Source organism: Acinetobacter baretiae (genome assembly GCF_015627105.1).
Classification (GTDB): Bacteria; Pseudomonadota; Gammaproteobacteria; order Pseudomonadales; family Moraxellaceae; genus Acinetobacter; species Acinetobacter baretiae.
This window is the reverse complement of the sequence record NZ_VTDM01000019.1, coordinates 13217-38856: the sequence shown is the minus strand read 5'-3', so window position 1 is coordinate 38856 and position 25640 is coordinate 13217. Positions and strand designations below refer to the sequence as shown.

At 37.2% G+C, this 25640-nt stretch carries 25 protein-coding genes; 3 read left to right on the top strand and 22 right to left on the bottom strand.

Going from position 1 to position 25640, the window contains the following annotated elements; all coding sequences use genetic code 11:
• Positions 1–51: 51 nt before the first annotated feature.
• Both cysN and cysD read right to left on the bottom strand, forming a co-directional pair.
• Entirely contained in the window at positions 52–1665 is a 1614-nt protein-coding gene (gene cysN / locus I2F17_RS08545; RefSeq protein WP_211139603.1) for a sulfate adenylyltransferase subunit CysN, read from the bottom strand.
• A 17-nt stretch (positions 1666–1682) separates the two neighbouring features.
• Entirely contained in the window at positions 1683–2591 is a 909-nt protein-coding gene (gene cysD, locus I2F17_RS08540; protein WP_196422323.1) for a sulfate adenylyltransferase subunit CysD, read from the bottom strand.
• A gap of 219 nt (positions 2592–2810) precedes the next feature.
• On the opposite strand from cysD, the gene nfsB reads away from it, so the two are divergent.
• Positions 2811–3464 carry an oxygen-insensitive NAD(P)H nitroreductase gene (gene nfsB, locus I2F17_RS08535; RefSeq protein WP_211139602.1) on the top strand — a complete coding sequence of 218 codons (654 nt, stop codon included), beginning with the start codon at positions 2811–2813 and terminating at the stop codon, positions 3462–3464.
• A 9-nt stretch (positions 3465–3473) separates the two neighbouring features.
• Here the strand turns inward: nfsB and I2F17_RS08530 are convergent, their stop codons facing one another.
• The 3 genes from I2F17_RS08530 to I2F17_RS08520 all read right to left on the bottom strand — a co-directional run bounded on the left by I2F17_RS08530 (position 3474) and on the right by I2F17_RS08520 (position 5866).
• Positions 3474–4337, bottom strand: a complete 864-nt coding sequence (locus tag I2F17_RS08530; RefSeq protein WP_211139601.1) for a DMT family transporter — start codon at positions 4335–4337, stop codon at positions 3474–3476.
• A gap of 103 nt (positions 4338–4440) precedes the next feature.
• Positions 4441–4665: a hypothetical protein gene (locus tag I2F17_RS08525; protein WP_196422320.1), complete on the bottom strand. Its 225-nt coding sequence runs from the start codon at positions 4663–4665 to the stop codon at positions 4441–4443.
• A 16-nt stretch (positions 4666–4681) separates the two neighbouring features.
• Positions 4682–5866: a phosphoglycerate kinase gene (locus I2F17_RS08520; RefSeq protein WP_211139600.1), complete on the bottom strand. Its 1185-nt coding sequence runs from the start codon at positions 5864–5866 to the stop codon at positions 4682–4684.
• Positions 5867–6010: 144 nt separating this feature from the next.
• Between I2F17_RS08520 and I2F17_RS08515 the strand changes: the two genes are divergently transcribed.
• The gene (locus I2F17_RS08515) at positions 6011–6394 is read left to right on the top strand and encodes a DUF2237 family protein (protein ID WP_196422318.1); all 384 of its coding nucleotides are present in this window, start codon (positions 6011–6013) and stop codon (positions 6392–6394) included.
• Positions 6395–6476: 82 nt separating this feature from the next.
• Positions 6477–7655, top strand: coding sequence for a ribosomal protein uL16 3-hydroxylase (locus I2F17_RS08510; RefSeq protein ID WP_196422317.1), 1179 nt, complete (start codon positions 6477–6479; stop codon positions 7653–7655).
• Here I2F17_RS08510 and I2F17_RS08505 read toward each other — a convergent pair.
• The 17 genes from I2F17_RS08505 to I2F17_RS08425 all read right to left on the bottom strand — a co-directional run bounded on the left by I2F17_RS08505 (position 7652) and on the right by I2F17_RS08425 (position 25622).
• Positions 7652–8680 (bottom strand): alpha/beta hydrolase, encoded by a 1029-nt coding sequence (locus I2F17_RS08505; RefSeq protein ID WP_196422316.1) that lies wholly within the window; start codon positions 8678–8680, stop codon positions 7652–7654. The genes I2F17_RS08510 and I2F17_RS08505 overlap by 4 nt on opposite strands.
• Positions 8681–9838, bottom strand: a complete 1158-nt coding sequence (locus I2F17_RS08500) for a YdcF family protein (protein WP_211139599.1) — start codon at positions 9836–9838, stop codon at positions 8681–8683.
• Positions 9839–9848: 10 nt separating this feature from the next.
• On the bottom strand, positions 9849–10886 hold the full coding sequence (gene murB / locus I2F17_RS08495) for a UDP-N-acetylmuramate dehydrogenase (RefSeq protein WP_211139598.1): 1038 nt from the start codon (positions 10884–10886) through the stop codon (positions 9849–9851).
• 8 nt (positions 10887–10894) lie between these two features.
• Positions 10895–11401 carry a low molecular weight protein-tyrosine-phosphatase gene (locus tag I2F17_RS08490; RefSeq protein ID WP_196422313.1) on the bottom strand — a complete coding sequence of 169 codons (507 nt, stop codon included), beginning with the start codon at positions 11399–11401 and terminating at the stop codon, positions 10895–10897.
• A 9-nt stretch (positions 11402–11410) separates the two neighbouring features.
• Positions 11411–13387 (bottom strand): DNA polymerase III subunit gamma/tau, encoded by a 1977-nt coding sequence (gene dnaX, locus I2F17_RS08485; RefSeq protein ID WP_211139597.1) that lies wholly within the window; start codon positions 13385–13387, stop codon positions 11411–11413.
• 228 nt (positions 13388–13615) lie between these two features.
• Entirely contained in the window at positions 13616–14449 is an 834-nt protein-coding gene (locus I2F17_RS12700) for a MaoC/PaaZ C-terminal domain-containing protein (RefSeq protein WP_211139596.1), read from the bottom strand.
• Between the two features lie 18 nt (positions 14450–14467).
• Positions 14468–15469, bottom strand: a complete 1002-nt coding sequence (gene dusB, locus I2F17_RS08475) for a tRNA dihydrouridine synthase DusB (RefSeq protein ID WP_268920048.1) — start codon at positions 15467–15469, stop codon at positions 14468–14470.
• A 664-nt stretch (positions 15470–16133) separates the two neighbouring features.
• On the bottom strand, positions 16134–16826 hold the full coding sequence (locus I2F17_RS08470) for an ATP-binding cassette domain-containing protein (protein ID WP_196422932.1): 693 nt from the start codon (positions 16824–16826) through the stop codon (positions 16134–16136).
• Positions 16827–16828: 2 nt separating this feature from the next.
• The gene (modB, locus tag I2F17_RS08465) at positions 16829–17512 is read right to left on the bottom strand and encodes a molybdate ABC transporter permease subunit (protein ID WP_211139594.1); all 684 of its coding nucleotides are present in this window, start codon (positions 17510–17512) and stop codon (positions 16829–16831) included.
• Between the two features lie 13 nt (positions 17513–17525).
• Complete coding sequence (modA, locus tag I2F17_RS08460) at positions 17526–18281, bottom strand: molybdate ABC transporter substrate-binding protein (protein WP_211139593.1); 756 nt, start codon at positions 18279–18281, stop codon at positions 17526–17528.
• A 12-nt stretch (positions 18282–18293) separates the two neighbouring features.
• Entirely contained in the window at positions 18294–19529 is a 1236-nt protein-coding gene (locus tag I2F17_RS08455) for a molybdopterin molybdotransferase MoeA (protein WP_211139592.1), read from the bottom strand.
• Entirely contained in the window at positions 19529–20452 is a 924-nt protein-coding gene (moaCB, locus tag I2F17_RS08450; protein WP_211139591.1) for a bifunctional molybdenum cofactor biosynthesis protein MoaC/MoaB, read from the bottom strand. Before moaCB ends, I2F17_RS08455 begins: the two co-directional genes overlap by 1 nt.
• A gap of 31 nt (positions 20453–20483) precedes the next feature.
• A complete protein-coding gene (locus I2F17_RS08445; RefSeq protein WP_235985936.1) occupies positions 20484–20948 on the bottom strand; it encodes a molybdenum cofactor biosynthesis protein MoaE in 465 nt (154 codons plus the stop codon).
• A gap of 4 nt (positions 20949–20952) precedes the next feature.
• Positions 20953–21204: a MoaD/ThiS family protein gene (locus tag I2F17_RS08440; protein WP_211139590.1), complete on the bottom strand. Its 252-nt coding sequence runs from the start codon at positions 21202–21204 to the stop codon at positions 20953–20955.
• A gap of 1 nt (position 21205) precedes the next feature.
• Positions 21206–22225, bottom strand: coding sequence for a GTP 3',8-cyclase MoaA (gene moaA, locus I2F17_RS08435; protein WP_211139589.1), 1020 nt, complete (start codon positions 22223–22225; stop codon positions 21206–21208).
• A 26-nt stretch (positions 22226–22251) separates the two neighbouring features.
• Positions 22252–22851: a molybdenum cofactor guanylyltransferase gene (gene mobA, locus I2F17_RS08430; RefSeq protein WP_211139588.1), complete on the bottom strand. Its 600-nt coding sequence runs from the start codon at positions 22849–22851 to the stop codon at positions 22252–22254.
• Positions 22848–25622 carry a nitrate reductase gene (locus I2F17_RS08425; protein WP_211139587.1) on the bottom strand — a complete coding sequence of 925 codons (2775 nt, stop codon included), beginning with the start codon at positions 25620–25622 and terminating at the stop codon, positions 22848–22850. The genes mobA and I2F17_RS08425 overlap by 4 nt, the downstream gene beginning before the upstream one ends.
• Positions 25623–25640: the final 18 nt, after the last annotated feature.

Below are 25640 nucleotides of genomic sequence, written 5' to 3'. Positions count from 1 at the left end.
ACACCCTCATCGGTGTGTCGATGAAGGTGTTTTGAAATAGCCAATAAACGATTAAAGTAAAACTATCGTTTTAATTTGGTTTAATGCCTCGTCAATCGATGAGGTATTAATAAATACATCTGCATGTTCTGCAAGCTTTTCATCAATTAAGATCACAAGCCCTGTTTGTTGCAATAATTTCAGTGCATCTACATGAGAAGTCACTATTGCCACCACACCATCACTGAGTAAAGCGCGCTCAATAGTCACAACATCTTCAAGTAAAGCTGTATTTAAAGCAATAACCGTTGGTTTTTGCCCCAAACGTGCTGCACGTTCTGACGCAGTCACAGCGCCGTGTTTGACAAGTTGTTCGGTACGTTCAATCATCGCAGCACCAACTGTAACGTTGCTTAGGCGATCGATAAAAATAAAGCTTCCTGTATGACGGCTATGCATATATTCATCAAATACCACTGCACGATCAAATTCAACAGTAATGTCAGCAATACCGTTTAATTCTACTGCACCTTCAGGCTCACCATGCGCTAAAGTATTTACATCTATACGATGGTGTATTTGACTCACTTTCGCAGGTACGTTTTGCGTTCCTACTTTCACATTATACAGTTTACCTTCAACCAATGGTTGATCAGCCATCCAAACAACTGTTGCACGTACGGCACGTGAAATATGTGGTTTAGATTGAACATGGGTAATAACATCTCCACGACTGACATCAATTTCATCATGTAATGTTAAGGTAACAGCTTGGCCAACGCCTGCCTTTGACAATGAGCCATCATACGTGACGATATCTTTGATTTGACTGCGCTGCCCAGATGGTAGAACCACAATTTCATCATTCACTTGCACTGAACCTAGTGCAATAGTTCCTGCAAAACCACGAAAATCTAAGTTTGGTCGGTTTACATATTGTACTGGAAAGCGGAAATCTTGCTTTGTTGTATCTTGTGCAATCTGTACCGTTTCCAAAATATTCATTAATGTTTGACCTTGATACCAAGGTGTATTTTCAGACACATTAACGACATTGTCGCCATCTAGTGCTGAAATAGGAACAAAATGAATATTTTGTGGAGCACGTTCCCCTAGATGCTGAATGAATGCATAATAATCTGCTTGAATCTGTTTGAATTTCGCTTCATCAAAACCAACCAAATCCATTTTGTTAATCGCAACAACAATATGGCGAATACCTAACAGTGCAGCAATAAACGTATGGCGACGAGTTTGCGTTTGTACGCCGTAACGTGCATCTATTAAAATCACTGCTAAATCGCAGGTCGATGCTCCTGTAGCCATGTTTCGAGTATATTGCTCATGCCCAGGCGTATCAGCAATAATAAATTTACGTTTATCAGTTGAGAAATAACGATAGGCCACATCAATTGTAATGCCTTGTTCTCTTTCTGCTTGTAACCCATCTACCAACAGTGCAAGGTCAACTTTTTCACCTTGAGTACCTGACTTTTTACTGTCACGTTTTACAGCTTCAAGTTGGTCTTCGTAAATCATTTTTGAATCATGTAACAAACGACCAATAAGGGTACTTTTACCATCATCAACATTGCCACATGTTAAAAAGCGAAGTAAGTCTTTTTGTTCATGCTGTTTTAAGTATGCCAAAATATCCTGGCTGATCAGCTCGGACTGATGCGACATGTGTTTACTCCACTAAATTAAAAATAGCCTTCTTGCTTTTTCTTTTCCATCGACCCTGCTTCATCATGATCAATCATACGGCCTTGGCGTTCTGAGCTGGTGGTTAAAAGCATTTCTTGAATAATATCTGGCAAGGTATCTGCATTCGATTCTACCGCACCTGTAAGTGGGTAACAGCCAAGGGTACGAAATCGTACTGATTTTAGATCTGGAGTTTCTCCGTCACGTAATGGGAAGCGCTCGTCATCAATCATGATAAGGGTACCATCACGTTCAACGACAGGACGTTTTGCAGAAAAATAAAGTGGTACAATTGGAATCTGCTCTAGATAAATATATTGCCAAATATCTAACTCTGTCCAATTAGACAGTGGGAACACACGAATGCTCTCGCCTTTGTTGACTTTACCATTGTAGATATTCCACAGCTCAGGACGCTGATTTTTTGGATCCCAACGGTGTTTACTGTCACGAAATGAATACACTCGCTCTTTGGCACGTGATTTTTCTTCATCACGGCGGGCTCCACCAAAAGCTGCATCAAACTTATACTTATCAAGTGCTTGCTTTAATGCTTGCGTTTTCATAATGTCAGTATATTTTGAGCTACCATGGTCAAAAGGATTAATATTTTCCGCCATTCCTTCTAGATTTTTGTGCTCAATGAGTTCTAAGCCATGTTTTTTCACCATCTCATCACGAAAGGTGATCATGTCTTTAAACTTCCAACCTGTATTGACATGCATGAGTGGGAAAGGCAATTTTGCTGGATAAAAGGCTTTCATAGCCAAATGCAACATCACTGCAGAATCTTTACCAATCGAGTATAACATGACAGGGTTTTCAAACTCTGCAGCGACTTCTCGAATGATATGAATACTTTCAGCTTCAAGCTGTTTCAGGTGAGTTAATCTTTCCTCAGTCATCAATATTACTCAGCTTAATGCAAATGTTAATAAAATATTATGTTACCACGCTTCTAAGGTCAGCGTACCTAGCCTACTTATAACGTTTTTCACATAACTAAATCAATTTTTATGCTTTAGTTTGTTGCAAAAGTTAACGTTTTTTTCTGAATCATTTAAAGGAAAGGGTTTATTTTTTTGTTATAACAGAGCTTTATTTCATAACCAGGAAAATAATACATGGATATTTTAGACGTTGCTCAAACACGTTATACCACTAAAGCATACGATGCCAACAAGATCATTGCAGAAGCAGATTTTCTGAAATTACTTGAAGTATTACGATTGACCCCTTCTTCTGTAAATATTCAACCGTGGCATGTTTATATTGCACAAACACCTACAGCGAAACACCGTATTGCATTGTCTATGGCAGGAATGTATGAGAGCAATGCCCCTAAAGTGCTCGATGCATCACACACACTTGTATTATGTACACGTACAGATGTAACCGACGAGCGTTTAGAGCATCTTTTAGAGCAAGAAGACTTATCAGGGCGTTTTAAAACTGAAGAATCAAAACAAGCCATGGCAAAAGGACGTTCAGGCTATATTAATCTATATCGAAATGAACGACAAAACCTAGATCAATGGCTTGAAAATCAGACATTCATTGCTCTTGGACAATTGCTTTTAGCCGCAGGTGCAGAAGGTATAGATGCAACTCCAATTGGTGGTTTTGATGAAAAAATCCTCTCCGATGAGCTTCAACTTACAGAACACGGCTTACGCCCATCTGTGGTGGTAACTCTTGGTTATCGTAGTGATGCCGATGGTAATGCAACAGCACCAAAAGCACGTTTTCAAGATAAATATATTTTCACAACATTGTAAAATATATATTTAACTTTTCATTGCCCACATTAAACAAAGCACCGCCACAACAGCCATAATGATACTCAGGCTTAACCGTGGCGTGAGCTTTTCTTTAAATAAAAATACGCCACACACTGCACCCAAAATCACCACCAAAATATTCATTGATGCAAAAACAATGGCTGGGCTATCATGTAATGCCCTGTGTGCATTGACGTAAAATGCAATATTTGCAAAATTTAAACCACCAATAATAACACCTGCACTCATGTTATTAGGTTTTAAAAGTTGTTCCTTAGCCTTTAACAGTGTTGCTAAAAGCGATAGTACACCTGCAAAAATAAAAATCAGATTTAAACTGATGGCAAATCCACCCCCTAAACGTGCATTGTACTTTAATAAAATATCTACCAATGCATAACCTATCCATACGGCAAGTAGTGCCCCAACTCCCTTATAAGATAAACTTGGCTGAGAAATCGAGGCTTTTTGTAAAATCATGAGTAAAACTGCAATAACCCCAATCACAAACCCACACACCTTTAATACCGATAGACTTTCATTGAAAACTAAATAGGCGGCTAAAATGGATAACACAACAGATAACCGCTGGGCAATTTCTGTTTTAATCATTCCTGCATGATCTAAAGATTTAGATAAAGCAAAAAATATTGTGGGTAGAAGCCCTCCTAGCAATACAATTAACCACCAAGGAATATACTGTGTTGTGAGGTGTTCAAATTTTGGTTGAAACCAAAAATAACAACAGATAGATGCAACCACATAGTTCCAAGTAATTATTGCAACGGCGTTTAAATTTTGTTTTAGGTATTTTTTGAGTGCGATGGATACAGATACACTGCAAATGGCAGCACATAAAATAAGTAGCATATTCTATTCCTTTATTTCTTAAATTTACTTAGGCTATTTAATCTCAATCATAAAAAAACCTGCAACTTAAAAGTTACAGGTTTTTTTTAAACAGAAAACACACTTAATGGCTTGCTGTCACCGAAGACGCTGAACTGATATCGGTATTTTTTTCATCAAGTACAGGTTTGTCGAGTGCATCAATTTTTGCCTGCTGATCTGCACTAGTGGTGGCTTGTGCTACTGCAGAAGATGCGGTTTCATTTTTAGCTTCATCTGCTTTTTTTGCACAACCAAACATAACAAATGGTGCTACAAGTATAACCATTGCGAGTGCTTTACTGTTCATTGCCTATCCTTTTACATTAACCACGGTCTAACAATGCTGCAACTGCAGGTAATGTTTTTCCTTCGACAAATTCTAAGAAAGCACCACCACCTGTAGAAATATAACCAATATCATTAGCAACATTGTATTTATCAATCGCTGCTAATGTATCACCTCCACCAGCAATTGAAAATGCTTGACTGTCTGCAATGGCAAAAGATAATGCTTTTGTGCCTTCAGCAAATTGATCTACTTCAAACACACCCACAGGACCATTCCATAAAATAGTTTTAGATGCTTGTAGTAAACTTGCAAAGGTTGCTGCTGTTTCAGGACCTACGTCTAAAATCATATCATTTTCAGCAACATCTGCGACCTTTTTAACAATTGCTTTACTATTTGCAACAAAGCTCATAAAGTCATCACCAATATGTGATGCATCTGCAACGACAACATCAACAGGTAAAGGTACATCTACTTTACTGGCAATTTCTTTTGCAGTGTCTACAAGATTAGCTTCGTACAATGATTTGCCCACATTATAGCCTGCAGCAGCTAAGAATGTATTGGCAATACCACCACCGACAATCAATTGATCGCAAACCGTAGAAAGTGATGTTAATACATCTAATTTTGTTGAAACTTTTGAACCTGCCACAATCGCGACCATTGGTTTTGCAGGTGTTTTTAAAGCACGTCCCAAAGCATCTAACTCTGTTGCTAGCAATGGGCCTGCCACAGCAGATGCCGCTAAACGTGCTACACCTTCTGTTGAAGCTTCAGCACGATGAGCTGTACCAAAAGCATCCATTACAAATACATCACACAAATTGGCATATTTTTGTGCAAGCTCTGCACTGTTTTTCTTTTCACCATGGTTAAAGCGTACATTTTCCAAAAGTACCACTTGACCTGCCGCAACTTCAACACCATCGAGATAATCTGTTTCTAAACGTACATTTTGTCCGAGGGCTTCTGACAAATAAGCAGCAACAGGTGCTAAAGATTGTTCTGCTTTAGGTTCACCTTCGACCGGACGGCCTAAGTGTGAACATACCATAACAGCAGCGCCTTTTTGTAGGGCTATTTTAATTGTTGGAAGCGCAGCACGTAAACGAGCATCACTCGTAATTTGCCCCTGTTTTACAGGCACGTTTAAATCTTCTCGAATAAGAACACGTTTTCCTTGTAAATCAAGATCTGTCATGCGTTGAAACGTCATTGTGTTACTCCCTAGTATTATTTGGTGTTCAATGTAAATATATCTTAGACCAAGATATTCAAAAACGTTACTATCTTTAGTATAAGAGATTGATAAAAAATATTATCATCTTCATTTTAACTCAAACTTGTGATTCGAGCCTTTATGTCTATTCATCCAGATCCAAAAATAAATAAATCTAACGTATTTAATGAGCCACTAGCAAGTTGCTGTTTTGATCCAATTACAGGTTACTTTCGTAATGGTTTTTGCCATACTACACCAAGTGATCTAGGACAACATACGGCTTGTGCTGTAATGAGTGCTGAATTTTTAAATTTTTCTCAAAAAATTGGCAATGATTTAATTACTCCCGTACCTGAAATTGGTTTTCCTGGATTACAGCCGGGTGATTATTGGTGTATTTGTGTAGCACGTTGGGTCGAAGCATATGATGCAGGTGTTGCGCCACAGCTTAAACTAAGCGCATGTCATCACTCAATGCTTAGCTATGTACCTATGGATATTTTACTCGACTATGCAATATAGCTAAAAGTACAACAACACGCTATATATCATCATCGTTATCCTTTAAAATACCGACACTTTTATGCGATATCGTGGAATGATTATGTCTCAGGCACTTGATGTTCTTGGCGGTTTATCTGCTGAACTTTTTTTGAAAGAATATTGGCAAAAAAAACCACTCTTAGTACGTAATGCAATGCCTGAGCTTACTACCTTGCTTGAGCCTAGTGACATTAAAGAGCTTGCACTTGAAGAACATGTTTCTGCACGTTTGATCTTGCAGAAAGGCAAAACCCATGATCAATGGCAAACAAAAAACGCTCCGCTCAACGCCAAAGATTTTAAAAAGTTACCTCAGTATTGGACTTTACTGGTTCAAGCTGTAGATCAACATAGTTTAGAACTTGCACAAATGTGGGAAAAGCTTTCATTTATCCCTCAATGGCGTAGAGATGACATTATGGTCTCTTATGCACCACAAGGCGGTTCTGTTGGCAAACATTTCGATTTCTACGATGTTTTTTTAGTACAAGGTTATGGTGAACGCCGTTGGCAATTAGGACAAATGTGTGATGCACAATCTGCACTCGTTCCTAACCAACCACTTAAACTGTTACAAGATATGCACGTTGAATTTGATGAAGTACTACACCCCGGAGATCTACTGTACGTACCCCCGGGATTATCACACTATGGTGTGGCTGAAAATGACTGTCTAACCTATTCTTTTGGTTTTCGTATGCCAAATGTTGCAAGCATGCTAGACCGTGTTAGCGATCAATTTGCCGATACTGATCATTTTAAAACTCCTGTCGTTGACATTGCTCGAAAAAATCCCTCGGCTATGGGTGAAATCTCTACAGATGAAATTGAACATTTAAAACATGCGTTAATGCACTCTCTTAGTCATAGTGATTGCTTTAACGATGCACTGATGCAACTCATGTCTGAGCCGAAATACCCAGATAACATTCCTGACGCTGATCCTTTAGCGCTCGATGAGTTATTCGAGATTGCTGAAGATGGATATCAAATTCAACTTGATCCTGCATCTCGCTTGCTTTACAGACAAATCGCCAATCAAATTGAATTTTGGGGAAATGGCGAAAAAATAACTGTTGCCAATGATAAAGCACGTGAACTGAAATCTTTGGCAGATGGTCAAACGCTTGATTTAAATCAAGAGATATTGTCTAGTGCAGGGATAGAATATGTACTTGATTTAATTAACAATGCAGTGATCATGCTAATTCCACCACAAGACGACGAAGATTTACTTTAATGATAAATACGACCCGTTGACTTAGCATGCAAAAAAGCAGGAATTAATCCTGTTAAAGCAGAGCGAATATCTTCTCGCTCATTAATAAGTTGGTGTGACCCTTCTTCTAAAATGAGAAGGGTTTGCAATCTAAATTTATTCCTCACAAATTCAATATTATATCGCCAATCTACAGTTTGATCTAAAGCACCTTGTGCAAGCCACACAGGTATACGACATGCAGGACGTTGTTCCATCTCTAACATCCATTTAGACATCGCTAAAATCCAAGCCATACCCATCATACGAGGCTGTAAGGGGTCTTTTAAGCGAACAAAGCGTAAAAAAGCGGGGTTGTGATTATTTCGTCTAAAATGGCGAGGTACTTGCTTCTTTATTCGACGAATAATACCTAAACCAACAGGATTATGCCACCATGCAGATTTTGCAGGGCGCAGTAATGGAGAAAGCAACAACACTCTTTCAATATACGGATTTTTACGTTGTTGAGCATACTCTAAAATATGATGCATTAGAATCGCGCCACCTGTGCTTTGTCCAACACCAAACCACGGTTGGGGCAATTGTGGCGCATGATTAACGTAGTGATATACTTTATCTAAAACTTCTTGATAATGATCAAAATGTTCAATATTTGCTGCTGACCCCGTACTTAAACCGTGTCCGGGTAAATCAAAAGTAATGACACTAAAACCTTGCGTTAAAATTTCCTTGAGTAAAGGTTGATACAAAGCACTGTGCTCTAAATAACCATGCAATAAAAAAACCGTGCCTTTAGATGGCTGTTTGGGTGCAAATACTTGCGTATGTAACTTAAATCGCGCAAGTTCAATCATTCCTTGCCAATATTCACAGTCGAGGCGGTCTAAACCATACAACTTTTGGTACGCAAGCAGTTCACCTTGCGGAGTATATGGACGGTATAAATTAAGTGGTTTTAATTGATGCGGTGTATGCTCTCTACTTGGAACAGGCAAATTTAACTGATGTAATATGTTTGGCGTTAAAAATGGAATATCTGTCATTTAAGGAACCTCACGGCAGTCACTCGTGCCAAAAAGAATATCTCTAATTGTGGCCAAAAGCTCATAATTTGCACGACGACTATGATCATAATTTTGTAAAGCAGGTTGCCAGTGTGTGAGTGGCTCAGGCATTGGCGCACTTACAGGGACTGTTGCAATACCATCTAGTGCAAATAAGCGCCGTGTTCTTGGCATGTGGTAGGCATCTGTAATTAAAATAACGTTGGGTGCACCACCCTTTTTTTGCAATAATAATGAGCTAAAACGTGAGTTTTCACAGGTATTCATACTTCTATTTTCTAGTAATTTAGCATCAACCCCACGCTTTTGTAACCATGCCTGCATATAAGGTGCTTCCACCCCACTTAAAAGTATAGGTAAAGCATTTTGCTGTTCAATTTGCAACGTTGTTTCAAGTCTTAGACGTGTGTAACTATTCACTACAATTTGTTTAGTGGCTCGATCTAATGTAAGCCCACCACCTAGAACTACAATTGCCGAGGGTTTAGATGGGTCATTTTTAATTTCTATTGCTGTCGTTGATAGTTTTTTTAATTCTTGTGTGGTTTGAGCAGTCATTGTTGATACTGGCAAATCTATCGGATAATGTGTAAGAAAATATTCATATTTTTCCACCATGATTTGGGTGTTTTCATCACGATCCGTGGTACTAATTGCAATCACTTCTTGTTGCATTTTTTGTTTTAAATTTGAGTGTTGCACACGTTCATTATGCGTATGCTGTTCTACATCATGGGTGCTATGTACAACATCAGATGCACTTTGCTCATTATTTAAAATATTTTGGTCTTGTGCGCGTTGAATTTGTTGCTCTAAGATCTGATAACGTAATGCAATCAGATTTAAACTATTCAAATCTTCTTTTTGAGCTGCATCTTGAAGCAATTTTAAATAGGCTTGACGAGCAATCCATAATGCCGACCCCGGTTCTAAATCATTATGTTCACTTAATACCGCAATTTGTTGACTTCTTGCTGCGACAACATTCACCTCAATTGGAACAAAGTGATTGAGGATATATAGCACTGATTTTGAGTAAAATGGGGTAAATACAAATATTGCGATACAGGCACATAACACAAATAGCCATGCAATCCACTTTATGAACTTTAATAATCGCTGAACATTTTTTGACATCATGAATTACTTAGTCTATATGCAAGGCAATTGTGCCGTTATCTAAAAATCTGACCGGCTCAGGCTCAAGCCAAATCGAAAAACGCTCGTGAACAGCGTGCTGTACCAAAGCATAGGTATATTGAACATCTTGTAACGTGGCTTGATCATAATTTACCAACACCAGTGCTTGATGTTCAAACATACCAACAGCACCGGATCTACGACCTTTCCAACCTGCTTGCTCAATGAGCCAACCTGCTGCGACCTTAACATATCCATTGGGTTGCAGATAGTTTGGCATGTTCGGAAATTGAGCACTCAATTGTTGATATTGTGTGTGTGTAATCATTGGATTTTTAAAGAAACTACCCACATTCGGATATACAAGAGGATCTGGCAATTTAGTTTGTCTAATATTAATGACTTGTTGTTGTAAATTTTCTGCTGTTTGCTCTTGCCCCATTGCTGTTTTCAAGTCTCCATATGCCAAGGTTAAGCGTGCTGTGGTATATAGATGAAATCTCACAGAAACAATAATGTAGCGCATTGGGTATTGTTTGAAGATACTGTGCCTATAAGCAAACTCGCATTCATCAGCCATTAAACGAACAAACGTTTTACAGATACAATCGTATGCGTATACAGACTCAATAAACTCACCAACTTCAATCCCATAAGCACCAATATTTTGTACAGGTGATGCACCTACTAGGCCAGGAATCAGTGCTAAATTTTGTAAGCCATACCATTTTCTTTTTGTGCTATACAAAACAAATTCATGCCATGTTTCACCTGCTGCAACATCAACTTCAATATATGTATCTGTTTCTTTAAAAATCGTAATACCCTTTATATTCATATGCAACACAAGTGCATTTAAATACTCAGGTAACAATACATTGCTCCCACCCGATAAAACCATATAGTTTAATTGAGCGTTTTTTGCAAATTCTAAAGCATCCACAATATCACTATGGCAATTAATCTTGCAGTAATGGCTGGCAATCGCATTGAGTTTTAATGTATTTAATGCCTGTAACTGCTTTTGAGTTTGAATTTCTAGCACGTTTCTCTCTAGCCAATATGTTGTTGTTTAAAATATGTTGCCCATGCGTGGCTTGCAGATTCACACTGGTTCAAAACTTGCTCAAATCCATCTTTACCACCATAATATGGATCAGCAATCGGTTGTTTCTGTTGCGATGCATCATGCTCAGTCATCAAGGCTAGGGTTGCCACAGTTTGTGGCTGTTGAGCAGATAAAATGGCTTTTTGCTGTAACTGTTTTAAATGTTCTAAATTATTTAAATCCATGGCTAAAATAAGATCAAAATAATACCAATCTTTTATTTGAATTTGGCGAGCTTTAAGTTGAGAAAGATCATATCCTCTACGCTTTGCATGCGCCTGACTGCGTGAATCTGGACTGGCATTTGGGTGATAATTACTCGTTCCTGCAGAATCAATCACAACATTCAAATGATGTTGATACATTATTGAACGCAATACCTCTTCAGCCGTTGGAGATCTACAAATATTGCCCAAACACACACACAAGATACGATATGGCTTCATGTTCATTCTCAATCGTTATTTTAATTGAATGTCTTCAATATTTGCATCAAAAGTGCTCAATAAACTCTTGATGACAGGGTCTGTTTCTAGCATGTCCTGCGCTTTACGATAGGCTTTTTGTTTTCTTTTCTCTTGCAGCATTGCTGCAGTCATTCCCTCTATCGTCCCATATTCAATACTAAAATGCGTATTAGGCCATGTTTTGAGTAAAACCTGTTCAAAGTCGGCTTGATGTTCTTGTAAGATTTTTTCGTACTCATTGGGAATATGAAAAATAGACACGCCATCAATTTCACCACTCATTGTACCGTAACTTGCCAGATTCTGAATTGCTGGTGATAAGTCGCTGTGTCTAAACCAATATTCCCACTTTTCAACGCTCCACTGCCCATGCATATCTTGCTTTGGTATTTGTAGTATTTGTTGTGGTGTTAAATCTATGGAAGGTGAATCAGATAAGATAGGTGATTCTTTTGTCATTGCGATTTCAAAAGAATCGCTGACTTGCTCAGATTGAATCAAAGATGAGACTATATGTGTCTCAACATCACCGTGTTGATTTAAAGAAAATGGGAAAATATCCGTTTGGGCTTCGATATCAGATTGTGGTAAAACAGAGTGCTGTGACGGCACATCAACACTCACCAGTGTATGGCAATTTGATTCAAAGTGAACAATCGTTGTATCCGTTGTATCCGTTGTATCCGTTGTATCCGTTGTATCCGTTGTATCCGTTGTATCCGTTGTATCCGTTGTATCCGTTGTATCCGTTGTATCCGTTGTATCCGTTGTATCCGTTGTATCCGTTGTATCCGTTGTATCCGTTGTATCCGTTGTATCCGTTGTGAGTGTGTCAGATTCTATTGCTGTCTTGTGATTTTTTTCGGGTGAAATATATTCATTCGATGCTAAAGGCTTAAATGCAAGTAACCTCAAAACACACATTTCAAACCCCTGTTCTTGGGTAACAGCCCAAGACAGTTCAGCACGTGCCTTACTTGAAATTTGATAATATAGTTGTAAGTCTTGGGCAGAAACGTGCGTGGCAAGTTGTTTTATTTTTTGCTCAATATCTTGACTATACTGCAAAGATAAATCTGGTAAATACTGTATAAGTGCTAATTCGTGCAGTGTTGATATTAATTGGTCTAACACCAATGCAACGTCTAATGCTTGCTGTCTAAACTGTAAAAGTAATGTTGCAACTTTCTGTTGTTGATTTTGATGAATCGCTAAGATCAAATCATAAATGATTGAACGATCAATTAAACCCAACATATCTTTCACATCTTGGTGATTAATTTGACCTTGTCCATACGCAATGGCTTGGTCTGTCAGTGACAATGAATCACGTATTGAACCTTGAGCAGCTTCTGAAATCTGCCACAAGGCATCTTTTTCATAAGGAATCTTTTCTTGGTCTAAGATCGTCACTAAATGCTGACTGATTTCAGTCATATCTAATGGACGCAAAGTAAATTGCAAACAGCGCGAAATAATGGTGACTGGTAACTTTTGTGGATCTGTAGTTGCAAATAAAAATTTTACATGTTCAGGCGGTTCTTCTAGCGTTTTGAGTAAGGCATTAAATGAATGTGTAGATAACATGTGTACTTCATCTATTAAGTACACTTTAAAACGTCCCTGCGTAGGTGCATAAGGAACATTATCTAATAGCTCACGTGTATCTTCAACTCGAGTGCGAGATGCAGCATCAATTTCAATTAAGTCAATGAAGCGCCCTTCGTTTACGGCTTTACACGTATTACACTGTTCGCACGGCGTTGATGTAACACCCGTTTCACAATTCAAACACTTTGCTAATATTCGAGCAATAGTTGTTTTACCAACACCTCGTGTACCTGTAAAAAGATAAGCATGATGCAAACGCCCTCGCTCTAATGCACTTGTGAGTGCTCTAGATACATGGTTTTGTCCAACCAATTCATTAAAGTTACGTGGACGATATTTTCTTGCTAAAACTTGATACATGAATGCTCCCTAACTACGCTTACAAGCATACTGTTTTTCCATGTAATAGTGAACTCACTAACGTTCTGATTCACTTAATTTTAAGCAGTCTATTTTAAATAGTTCTATACTTGAGCTAAATGATCGATAAAACGAGAGACTGATATTATTTAACGGCTCTATATGCATACTTTAAAATATATAATTTTTTGGAGATATTTACGTATTTCACCGAATAAAATACTTAGGCTATTTTAAATAACCAGAAACATAGATTAAATCCGTGTGTTGGTCTATAAGCTTGATATTTTGATCGCACAATGAAAGCGCAACATCAGACCCTAAATATAATGGATGTAAAAATGATACATTAAAATCATATTGTTCTGGCAAATTCAAACGTGCCATTATATTTGCTTGAGTCCACATCCCGTGGGCAATTGCCCGATCTAAACCAAAAAATTTTGCGCCCCAATCGTGTAAATGTACAACATTAAAATCACCCGAAATACACGCATAACGACGAGTTGTTGATTGTACTACTCTCCACTGTGCTTGTATTTCTAATTCAGGAGTTAAGCATTGACGTTGATTTGATAAGTTTTTAGAGCATGCTTGAAAATAAGTACTTTTAATCTTGGCCATTAAAGCCTCTTTATCATACACCTTACTGATAAACTCTACAGAAACACCTTCTTTGGTTTGAATAACTTCCCCAAACTGACATGTTATTTTATATGATTGGTTAGCAATTATTTTTTGATATTGTATAACTTGATTTTTCTCATGTACCAAACTTAATACTGCCAGTGGAAAGTCCTCTTGCGTCATCATATACATATGTAATGTTTGCGCTTGCATAGCAAAATATATCGCTGGAATATAACCGTTGTTTTTAAAACCACAAACTTGATTATATTGCACCAAACGTTTAGGTGAGACCAAATGCTCTGCTACCACATATGTGACTTGAGGTAACGTGAGCGTTTTAGTAATCAGTTTTTTAGAACTAAACGCACCTTTAAGTATAGCTGGATAAGTTAAATATGTTTTTGGCATTTTCTTAAAGTGGCGATATTTCACTTTATTTCCTTTATAAATTTAAGAGAGCTCAGTCTGTATTTCATCAATTCTCACACCAAAATCAAGTAATTGTGTGAAATAGTCCGCCACTACTTTAGCTTGATCTGCTGTATTTTCTACTTGATACATACTTTGTCTAAATGGATTGCTACCACGCAAGCCCTTGGTATACCAAGAGATATGCTTTCTTGCGATGCGACAACCTGAATACTCCCCATAAAATTCGTATAACTCAGATAAATGCCCCAATAAAACATCTCTGACCTCAATAATGTCAGGTGCTGCTCTGTCTTGCCCTGTTTTCAAATAATGCGCAATTTCTCTAAAAATCCATGGTCTACCTTGCGCAGCACGGCCAATCATGAGGGCATCGGCACCTGTATAATCTAACACCCATTTTGCTTTCTTTGGCGAGTCGATATCACCATTAGCAATAATAGGTATACCTACAGTATCTTTGACCTCTTTAATCAAACCATAACGTGCCGTATTTAAATACATGTCTTCACGTGTACGACCATGCAATGCCAATGCACTAATCCCTGCTTGCTCTGCGCGTAGGGCCACACGTAAAATATTTTCCTTGCCATTTAAAAAACCTAACCGTGTTTTTAATGTCACAGGAACATCTACTGCTTGAACAACTGCATCTAAAATACGGGCAACAAGATCCTCATCTTGCAACAGTGCCGAACCTGCTAATTTATTACAGACTTTTTTAGCGGGACACCCCATATTAATATCGACAATTTGTGCACCATTTTCTACTTGATAACGAGCAGCTTCTGCAAGATCTATTGGGTCTGATCCTGCAATTTGCGCGGAGATTGGGGCAAGTTCACCATCAAAATTCGCACGATATAAACTTTTTTTACTCATACGAAGCGTTTTGTCTGATGTCATCATTTCACTGACAGCATGCCCTGCACCAAAATACTTACAGAGTGTTCTAAATGGCCGATCGGTGACTCCTGCCATTGGAGCGACCCAAATCTTCTGATCTATTGATTTATCAAACAATTCTCTAATTACATTGTTTTTGCTCAATCTTTACATTCCATACTTTTAGGGATTTACATCATTCTTAAGTATTCTACACTATTCTTTACGCCTATTTTACGCCATAACACCCCCTTTGGCTTAAAATGAGCACTGTAATCAAACATCAATTAAAAAATTAATATCATCAAAAATAATACCCCACTCAATATATAAAAAAGTAAATAAGTGGCTTAAAACATTACAGTGAAATAGAATAAATTCTCAAAAGATTTAATTCTAATCTTCAACTTGCTGTATTAGCTGTAAATATTCAATAAAAGTTAACGTTAAATTGCTGTTAAAATTAAAAAATAACATAAAATAGTGTACTTACTTCCAAATCGGTAAATAGGAAATTGCCCAAGAGATCACAAATAAATACCAATATAGGTGTTTTGGTTGATTGCATTGAATGTATTTAAAGAATATCCAACGAATAATGTTTAGAATCAATAAAACCATTAAAAAAATGACAGGTGTAACAAAACTTTCTTTACTCATAGCTTTCTCATTGAACGTGTTTAAAGCTTTTATCAGCGCATACCTCATGCACATTCTTTTCTATTTCAAGTATAAATTTTATCAAAGCTCTACTCGTAACATTAAAAATATCAATAGAACCATCATATAAAAAATTATCTTATTATGGTGGTTCGTCAGAGTTGCAAAAGTAACTCTTGATCATTCGGTGTCTATCCGTAACTAAATGTCCATGATCAATCCTCACTAAATCCGCCTCTAAAAAATCAACCTCTTTTAAATGATGAGTCACATAAATCATTGGCAAACTTGTTTCTACTTGAATCGTTTTTAAAAATGGTAAAATTTGATCTTTTAATCGTTCATCTAAGCCTGTGAGTGGTTCATCTAATAACAGAAGTTTGGGTGAAGATAACAATGCCCGCCCAATAGATACCCGTTGCGCTTCGCCACCAGATAACTGATGTGATGATCTTTTAAGTAACGACTTGAGCTCTAATAATTCAACCACTTGATTAAAGCTAAATGTTTTATCTGCTTCATCTATAAACTGTTCTGCATATTTTAAATTTTGTGAAACATTTAAATGAGGAAACAATAAAGGATTTTGAAAGATACATGCAATTTTTCGCTGATGCATTGCCACATGGATATCTTGTACATGATCAAACAAGATTTGATCATTAAAACAAATTGAACCTGATGTAGGTTTTAATAAACCAACTATATTTTTTAAAACTGTACTTTTACCACTGCCTGATGCACCAATAATAGCCAATACTTGATGTTCCATTTGAAGATGAACAGAAATTTTAAACTGTTCTTTATTGCTAAATTCAAAGTCACATTTCAACATATTTACTTGCCTAATCTTTGTTGATATCGCTGTAAAATAAAATAATTTGTAGCAAGGGCTAAAAAAGCCAAAGCTAAAGACAGTATGACCAAGCGCATTGCCATTATTTCGCCATCAGGCTGTTGTAATAGTGAATAGATTGCAATAGGCAACGTTCTTGTTTCATTGGGAATATTGCCAACAAAAGTAATCGTTGCTCCAAACTCACCTAGACTTCGGCTAAAAGCTAAAATACTCCCCACCAAAATACCGGGTAATGCCAAAGGTAAATTAACGGTTATAAAAACTTTTATGGGTGATGCACCTAAACTCGCTGCAATGTGGTCTAACTGTATATTCATATGCTGAAAAGACAGCCGAATTGGTTGTACCATCAATGGAAAAGCCACAATCATTGAAGCTAATACAGCACCTTTCCAATCAAAAGCAAAACGAATCCCAAAATGAGATAAAAACTGCCCAATCCCCCCTTGAGTGCCAAAAACTATTAATAATAAATAACCCAATACAACAGGAGGTAACACCATTGGCAACTGTAATAAAGCTTCAATCAAAAACTTTAAGCGAAAATTATACCGTGCCAAAATCCATGCAACAGCAATTGCACAAGGTAAGCAGATGCATGTGGCAAAACATGCAACCTTTGCAGATAAATACAACGCATTCCATGCTTCTTGGCTCAGCATCTATCGCCCTCGCTTAATACACAATAAAGCCATATTTTTTAAAAACTTGACGTGCTTGATTGTCTGTTTTTATAAATTGAATCACATGTTGAGCTTGTATATTGTTTGCACCTTGCTGTGTTAAAGCAATGGGGTAACTAATAGGGCGATGTGAATTTTCAGGAAAAGAGCCTAATATTTTTACTTTATGGCTAATTAAAGCATCTGTTTTATAGACAATGCCTACAGCACATTCTCCACGTTCTACAAAAGCAAGTGCAGATCGAACATCATCTGTGCCAACAATACGACCATTTAATGTATTTAGCCAATTTAAATACATTAAACTTTGTTTGGCATATTTTCCAACAGGGACAGATTCCATTTGTCCAGTACATACATGTCCATTAAAAGATTGCGCAAACTTAAATTCAGGTTGGGCTTTAAACTGAATCTGAGCATTCACTGGTGCAATTACAACCAATTGGTTCGCAAGCAAAGTATTTACTTGTGTTTGACTAATTTTTTGTTTTTTAACTAAATAATCCATCCAATCTTGATCAGCTGAAAAGAAAATATCACTAGATGCACCTGCTTCAATTTGTTTGGCTAATGTAGAAGAACCTGCATAAACACTCACAATCTGAGTATCTGGATGTTTTTTTTCATATAATTTAGAAACGTCATTAAGCGCATTGGTTAAACTTGCAGCCGCATAAATTTTTATCACATCTGCGCTGACAATCATACATGCAGCCCATGTCATAACACCTAAACACAATTTTTTCATGACCACACCCCATTAAATAAATAAAATTTTTACTGTCTGACCTGCATGGTACTGCTGGTTTTCTTCTAAATAAGCCCAACAATTGGCTTGCATTAAGTTACTTAACATATGAGATTTCTGTTTTTTTAAAGGAGATACACGTAATACTGCCCCTTCAGATTGCACATGCATACGTAAAAAACGAGCACGAAGATCTTGTTTAATTGGGTCAGTTAATTCAGCGTTATACCAAGATAGAGGTTGTTGATGACCTTGTAATGCAGCAATTAATGTAGAGGCATAAATTGATAACCCAACATATACAGCAGCAGGGTTTCCGGGTAAGCCTAATAAATAACAAGATTGGTTTGCATTTTTTGGTAATGTTGCAAAAAACATAGGTTTACCAGGTTTTTGTTTAACTTTCCAAAATATTTCTTTAAAGCCTAAACTCAGTGTTGCTGGTCGAATAAAATCATAATCTCCTACAGAAACACCACCTGTAGTTAAAATAAAGTCATGGCTTTGGCTTAATTGATGAATTAAATGTTGTACTTCGTGTAAAGTATCTTTTACATAAAAATGATCAGCAGATTGCTGAATTGTTTTTAACCAATTCATAATCAGTGGTGTATTGGCATCAAAAATTTTGTTGTGATCTACCTGATCTTGATCTGCTGCGTTATCAGATATTTCATCACCAGATACAATCACTGCAATACGTGGTAACTGATAAACCACAACATATTTCACACCTGCCATACACAATGCAGCAATAGCACCTACCGTTAAATGCTGACCTTTTGGTGCAAGCAGTTGACCATAACTTAGTTCTTCACCTTGAAATCGAGTATCTACTTTTAAATCAATCTCTTGATCAAGACGTATTTTTGAGTTTTCTAAACGATGAACATACTCTTGGCGAGCAATGGTTGTTGTTCCATCAGGAATTTTTGCACCTGTGAAAATTCGAGCAGCTTGCCCCAATGCTAAAGAAATTGTTGCTTCATTCCCTGCTTTTATTTCAGTAATACATTCAAACTGTTGACCTTTTATAACGCTATGTTCTGTACATAAGGCATAACCATCTACAGCACTTTGATCAAATAATGGTAAAGCATAGGGTACATAAATATCTTCTGCAAGATAACGGCCAAACGCATCATGAATAGAAATGACTGATGATGGTAATGGTTTGCTGTGTTCAAGTAACAAAGATAAAGCATGGTCAACATCTATCAATCCCGGTTCTGCCCCACAGCCTGACATTATTGATACCCTCCATGATGAGGAATATTTTTTTGTACATCAAACAGATGAATTAAGGCAGGTAAAATAGCAATTAAAGATTCTTTAGCACCTTGTCGGCTTCCGGGTAAAGTGAGCACTACACTATTTTCAATATATCCAGCAATACCTCGGCTCAATGCAGCATAAGGTGTTCTTTTTTGACCAAAATGTCGGGCAGCTTCCATTAATCCCGGAATTTCTCTTTTTAAAAGCGGCTGAAGCGTTTCTACAGTCAAATCTTTAGGCCCAAGCCCTGTGCCACCTACTGTTAAAATTAAAGGATAATGATTTTTTTGTTGTTCAATTAATGCCAGTAACTGGTTTGGATCATCTGGGATCACTTGATATAACACATTTTCAAAATGAGCCTCTACCAATATATCTAGTACATTTTTGCCTGCTGTATCAGGTTTTTTGCCCATCGCCACAGTGTCTGATAACACAATCACAGAAGCCTGCATTGGCTGTGCCAAAATACGGCTATAATGAGATTTTCCCCCTTTTTTCTGTACCAATTTGCATTGATCTAAACACAAATCATCAGGTTCACAATGTGGCTTTAACATATCGTATAACGTCAGACCGGCTAAACTCACTGCAGTCAAGGCTTCCATTTCAACACCTGTTGGGCCAATGGTTTGAACTTGAGCAATAATTTTGACAGCACCTTCTAGCAATTCAAACTCTACATCTGCTTGATAAATAGGCAATGGATGACATAACGGAATCAGTTCATCTGTACGTTTAGCTGCTAATATGCCTGCAATTCGCGCAGTTTTTAGCGCATCGCCTTTTTCTGTTTGCCCGATTCGTAATAACTCAATACAGTGCTGAGGTGCATATAAAATTGCCTGTGCAACAGCAACACGGTAGCTTTCCGCTTTCATTGCAACATTTTTCATGGTGTGATCTCGTTTAAAATTCTAGTTTTAATTAAAAATGTTCATGTTGGGTATGCTGATCTTTACGAATACAACATCCTTGAACATATTGATGCGTACCATCGCTATAAAACTCTTCTTTCCAAATAGGCACTTCATGTTTCACTCGTTCAACAGCTTCTTCACAAGCTTGAAATGCTTCTACACGATGTGCTGCATAGGCTATTGCAATAATTGCTTTATCCCCAATAGCAAGCCGACCAATTCGATGAATCACTCGTACATAAGGCACTGCATATTTTTGACAAATCTCAGTTTCAATTTGCCGAATCATTTTTTCTGCAATAGGTGTATATGCTGTGTACTTTAATCCATCTACTTCACGGCCTAAATGATGATTACGTACTGTTCCAATAAATACACCAATGCCTCCACACTCAGGAAACATCGAAATATCATCAAATATACTTTGCGCTAACTCAGTATCATGTATTCTTGAAAAATCATTTAAAGTCAAAATATTAACCTCCTGCAACAGGAGATAAAAGCACCAAAGTACAGTCGGTATTAAGGACAGTAGAGCGTGAGATTATTTCATCACCCATGGCACATGCACATTGTTCTAATAAAGACATGCTTTTTGGGTAATCTAAACCGATTTGTTTTAAAATAGTGTATACATCATTCCCTTGATTAAACATAAGACTCAAAGTTGATGGTAATACGGTTTTAACCACACCATATGTTTCAATATTTACTGTTATGGTTGTCATATTATCCTCCCATCATATGCATACTAATTTTTCTTACACGTGGTTGTTGTGCTTGAATTTCTGAAAAACCTTGTGCTTTTGACCAAATCGCTTGCAAAAGCTGTGCCTCTAACTCTGTTTGTGTTGTATTTTGAGGCGTTAAATGATCTAAAAGATATTTAATATTTAAGCCTTTTTTGGCAAATAAACAGTTATAAAACTCACCTTCTGCTGTTAAACGCAAGCGATCGCATTGATGACAAAATGAATGACTAATGGTTGAAATAATGCCAATCACTGTGCCATCAATACTATATTGACGTGCAGGATTATTCATTTGTTGAATCATATCAATTTGATGGAATGCGGTTGCTAACTCATTTAAAATCTCTTGCTCTGTGACAACATCTGTCACTGACCATTTTTGATCCCCATCTAAAGGCATAAATTCAATAAAACGTAATTCAATTTGCTGATGCTTTGCCCAATGTACAAGCGGTATAATTTGATTTTCATTGCAATTTTTGATTAATACACAATTCACTTTCACCACCAGCCCAACACGTTGTGCTTGTGCAATTCCTGCTAAAACAGGTTGTATCTCTTTTTGTGTGAGTTGTTTAAATTGATCTTCATCTAAACTGTCTAAACTAACATTTAGATCATCTAATCCTGCTTGTTTTAATGCTAAAGCATGTTGAGCTAAATAATGACCATTGGTTGTCATAGAAATACGTTTTAAACCGAGTGACCTCAAAGATTGTAATTGAGCAATAAATTCAACCACCCCTTGGCGCATTAAAGGTTCTCCCCCTGTAATACGAATTTGTTCAATACCACGCTGTACCATAAATTGGCAAAATTGATATAGTGCATCAAAGCTGAGTAATTTATGTTTTTTAATCCATTTTGGATGTTCAGGCATACAATAGCTGCATTTAAAATTACAGCGATCTGTAATAGATAACCTTAACTTGCGTTTTTGACGACCATATTGATCAATCAAAGCAGTGTGTTGCGCTATATGCATTGCACTATTCATTCAGGCCCCTATATGCTTTGAAAACGTTAGTCACGCCATGTTTGATATTGTTGTAACTCATCCCATGAGTTAATACTATGAAAATTTATGCCTGTGTGTTCTACCTGTATGGTTTGAGCATTTAATTGTTGAAAACACTGCTTTAATGCATATTTTTTATTCAGCAATTGCTGATCAATAACTGCCTTACTTGACCGATGCATTAAACAAAATGGATATAAAGGTGTTCCATTCATTTCTAAATACACTACATTTGTGCCTAAACATTGTGTCATTTTTTGATGCAATAACAGCACAATATCTGTTGGAATATATGTCACATCACAAGGAATAAATAAAATATAATCTGATTGAATATATGACCATGCGGTTTTTATACCCATTAATGGCCCTAAAAAACCATCAACATCATCATGAAAAACATGAATATTTGGAATCAAATCTTGATATAGCGCTACATCTCGATGACTATTGACCCAAATCTTAGATACCGTATGCGATAACTGCTGATAAATTTTAGTCAGTTGAATTTGACCATCAAAGCATTGTAATAGTTTATTTACACCCGCCATTCTTTGAGCCTGTCCACCCGCTAAAATCACAGCCTCTATGTCTGTATTACTCATGATTGTTCTTGTACACATGCTTTGATTAAACCTCTAATTTCAGGTAAACATGAGCCACAATTACCACCTGCTTTTAAACACGCTGTGACTTCTTTTTCATGTGTTAATTTTTTGCTTTTAATCGTTTCTATAATGCGTAATTTACCCACTTTAAAACAGCTACACACCAATGGCCCTTCTGTTGCTGTCATTGACATCGCTTGACCTGCTAAAAGTGATTTACGATGCATTGCACCTAAGCGTTGACGTTTAAATAATGTATTTAACCATGTACGATCAGGTAATTGTGTTTGATGTGCAATATATAATGTAGCAACCAGCTGATTTTTATATAATATGACTGTATGGCTCATTTGAGCTGATGCATCATCTAAATTTAACCATTCAAATGCTTCATCTTGAAAATCTAAATACGCTTTTAAATGACTTACCATTTGGTGTAGTGGTTTTCGATCAGCAAGCTCATAGCGTATAGCAGGAGTCGCTGCAATTTTTACCCACCATGTGACGCTTTGAATAAAACGTTCAATATGTGTATGAAATTGAGCGTTTACATATAATGTGCCATACCATTCACACTGAAAATTTTGAATTCCAATAGGTGTATGTTTAAATTCAGGTTCGCCAGAAATGGCATCTACTACAGGGTTCACCACTTGCCCAATACGTGCATCAGATGCAAATTGGTCATTCCAATGAATAGGAACAAAAACTTGACCACGGCGTATATTGGCACTGACTTTCACTCGTAAAACACACTGCCCCCATGCAGACTTCACTTGAACTAAGCCATCATGTTGTACACCATATTTTAAAGCATCTTGAGCATGTATTTCACAATAAGGCTCACTTAAATGATGGGTTAAATTGGCAGATAACCCTGTTCTTGTCATGGTATGCCACTGATCTCTAACACGACCTGTATTTAATATCAGCGGATATTCTTCAGTCATTTGGTGTACAGGATCAATTACAGGCGTTGCAATAAATTTTGCTCGACCATTGGCATGACTAAAACGCCCTGATGAGCCATATAATTGTTCTATATTGGTCTGTAATGTATGATTTTCCCACACAGGCCACTGTATTGGTGTTAGCTCGTCATACTCTGTTAAGTTGAGTGTTGTTAATCCTGCTAAATTTAAATATCTAAAATAAGCTGTAGATGTATGTTGATGAAGTGCTGTATTTTTATAGGCTGTAAGTTTTGCGTGTTCTATAAAAATTTCATGGCTATTTTTAAAGTCAAAACCTGAAAAACCCATCTTCTTTGCAACTTCACAAATTGCCCACCAATCAGCTTTGGCTTGCTCAGGTGCAGGTAAAAATGCGCGCTGTCTGGAAATACGGCGTTCAGAATTGGTGACGGTACCATCTTTTTCACCCCAACCTAAGGCAGGCAATACAATATCTGCATATGTTGTTGTATCTGTATCTTGGCAAATATCAGAAACAATAACACATTCACATTGTGCAAGTGCTCGCTTCACTTGATCAGCATCAGGTAAACTTACCACAGGATTTGTAGCCATAATCCAAATGGCTTTAATATCACCCCGCTCAACCGCTTGAAATAAGTCAACTGCTTTTAACCCAGCATGGTGTGCAATATTTGGGCTTTGCCAAAACTCTTGTACAAGGGTTTGATGTTCCACATTATCTAAATCTAAATGTGCAGCAAGCATATTAGATAGACCACCAACTTCTCGCCCGCCCATAGCATTGGGTTGCCCAGTCATTGAAAAAGGCGCTGACCCAAGTTTACCAATTTTTCCTGTAATTAAATGACAGTTAATAATGCTATTGGCTTTATTCACACCTTGTGAAGATTGATTTACACCCATAGAAAACAACGTTATTACTTTTCCAGTATGGGCAAATTTTTCATAAAATTGTATTAAACTGTCAATTGAAATGCCTGTTTTTACTGAAACTTTCGCAAGATCAGATTCATTTTCGCTTGCAAGTATGGCCTTTTGAAGGTCATCTGTCATAGATTGTACAAACGCATGATCTTGATGGCCATGATGTATGAGATATTGTAATAAACCATTAAAAAGACAAACATCTTGCCCTGGTAAAATTGGCAAATGTAGATCTGCACTTTCACATGTGGCGGTAAAGCGTGGGTCAATCACTACCAAAAAAATATTATTTTGTTGTTTAGCCTGCATAATGCGTTGAAATAAAATGGGATGACACCATGCGGTATTTGATCCCACCAACACCACCATTTCAGTATGCTCAAAATCAACATAACTGGCAGGTACAATATCTTCACCAAAACTGCGTTTATGTGCTGCTACAGCAGATGACATACATAAGCGTGAATTAGTATCAATATTGGCTGTACCTAAGTAGCCTTTTACAAATTTATTCACCACATAATAGTCTTCAGTAAGCAACTGACCTGATACATAAAAAGCAATACTCTCTGGCCCATATTGCTCTATACATGCAGTAAATTTTTCAGCAATTTGTGTCACTGCATCTGACCATGTGGTGGGTTGACGTTGTAAATGTCGTCCAACTTGCGGATGAAGCACTCGACGACTCAAACCCACGGTATCTGCTAAATGACTTCCTTTAATACAGAGTTTACCTAAATTAGAAGGATGATGAGGGTCACCTTTGACAATCAGCTTCATGCCTGTTGTAGTATCAGAAATAACATCTGCAATTACCCCACACCCTACTCCACAATATGGACATGTTGTGTGTGTAGTAGTGGCTTTCGGGTCTTGTATATTCAATACTGAAATTGATGTCATCATGCATTCCTCATTTAG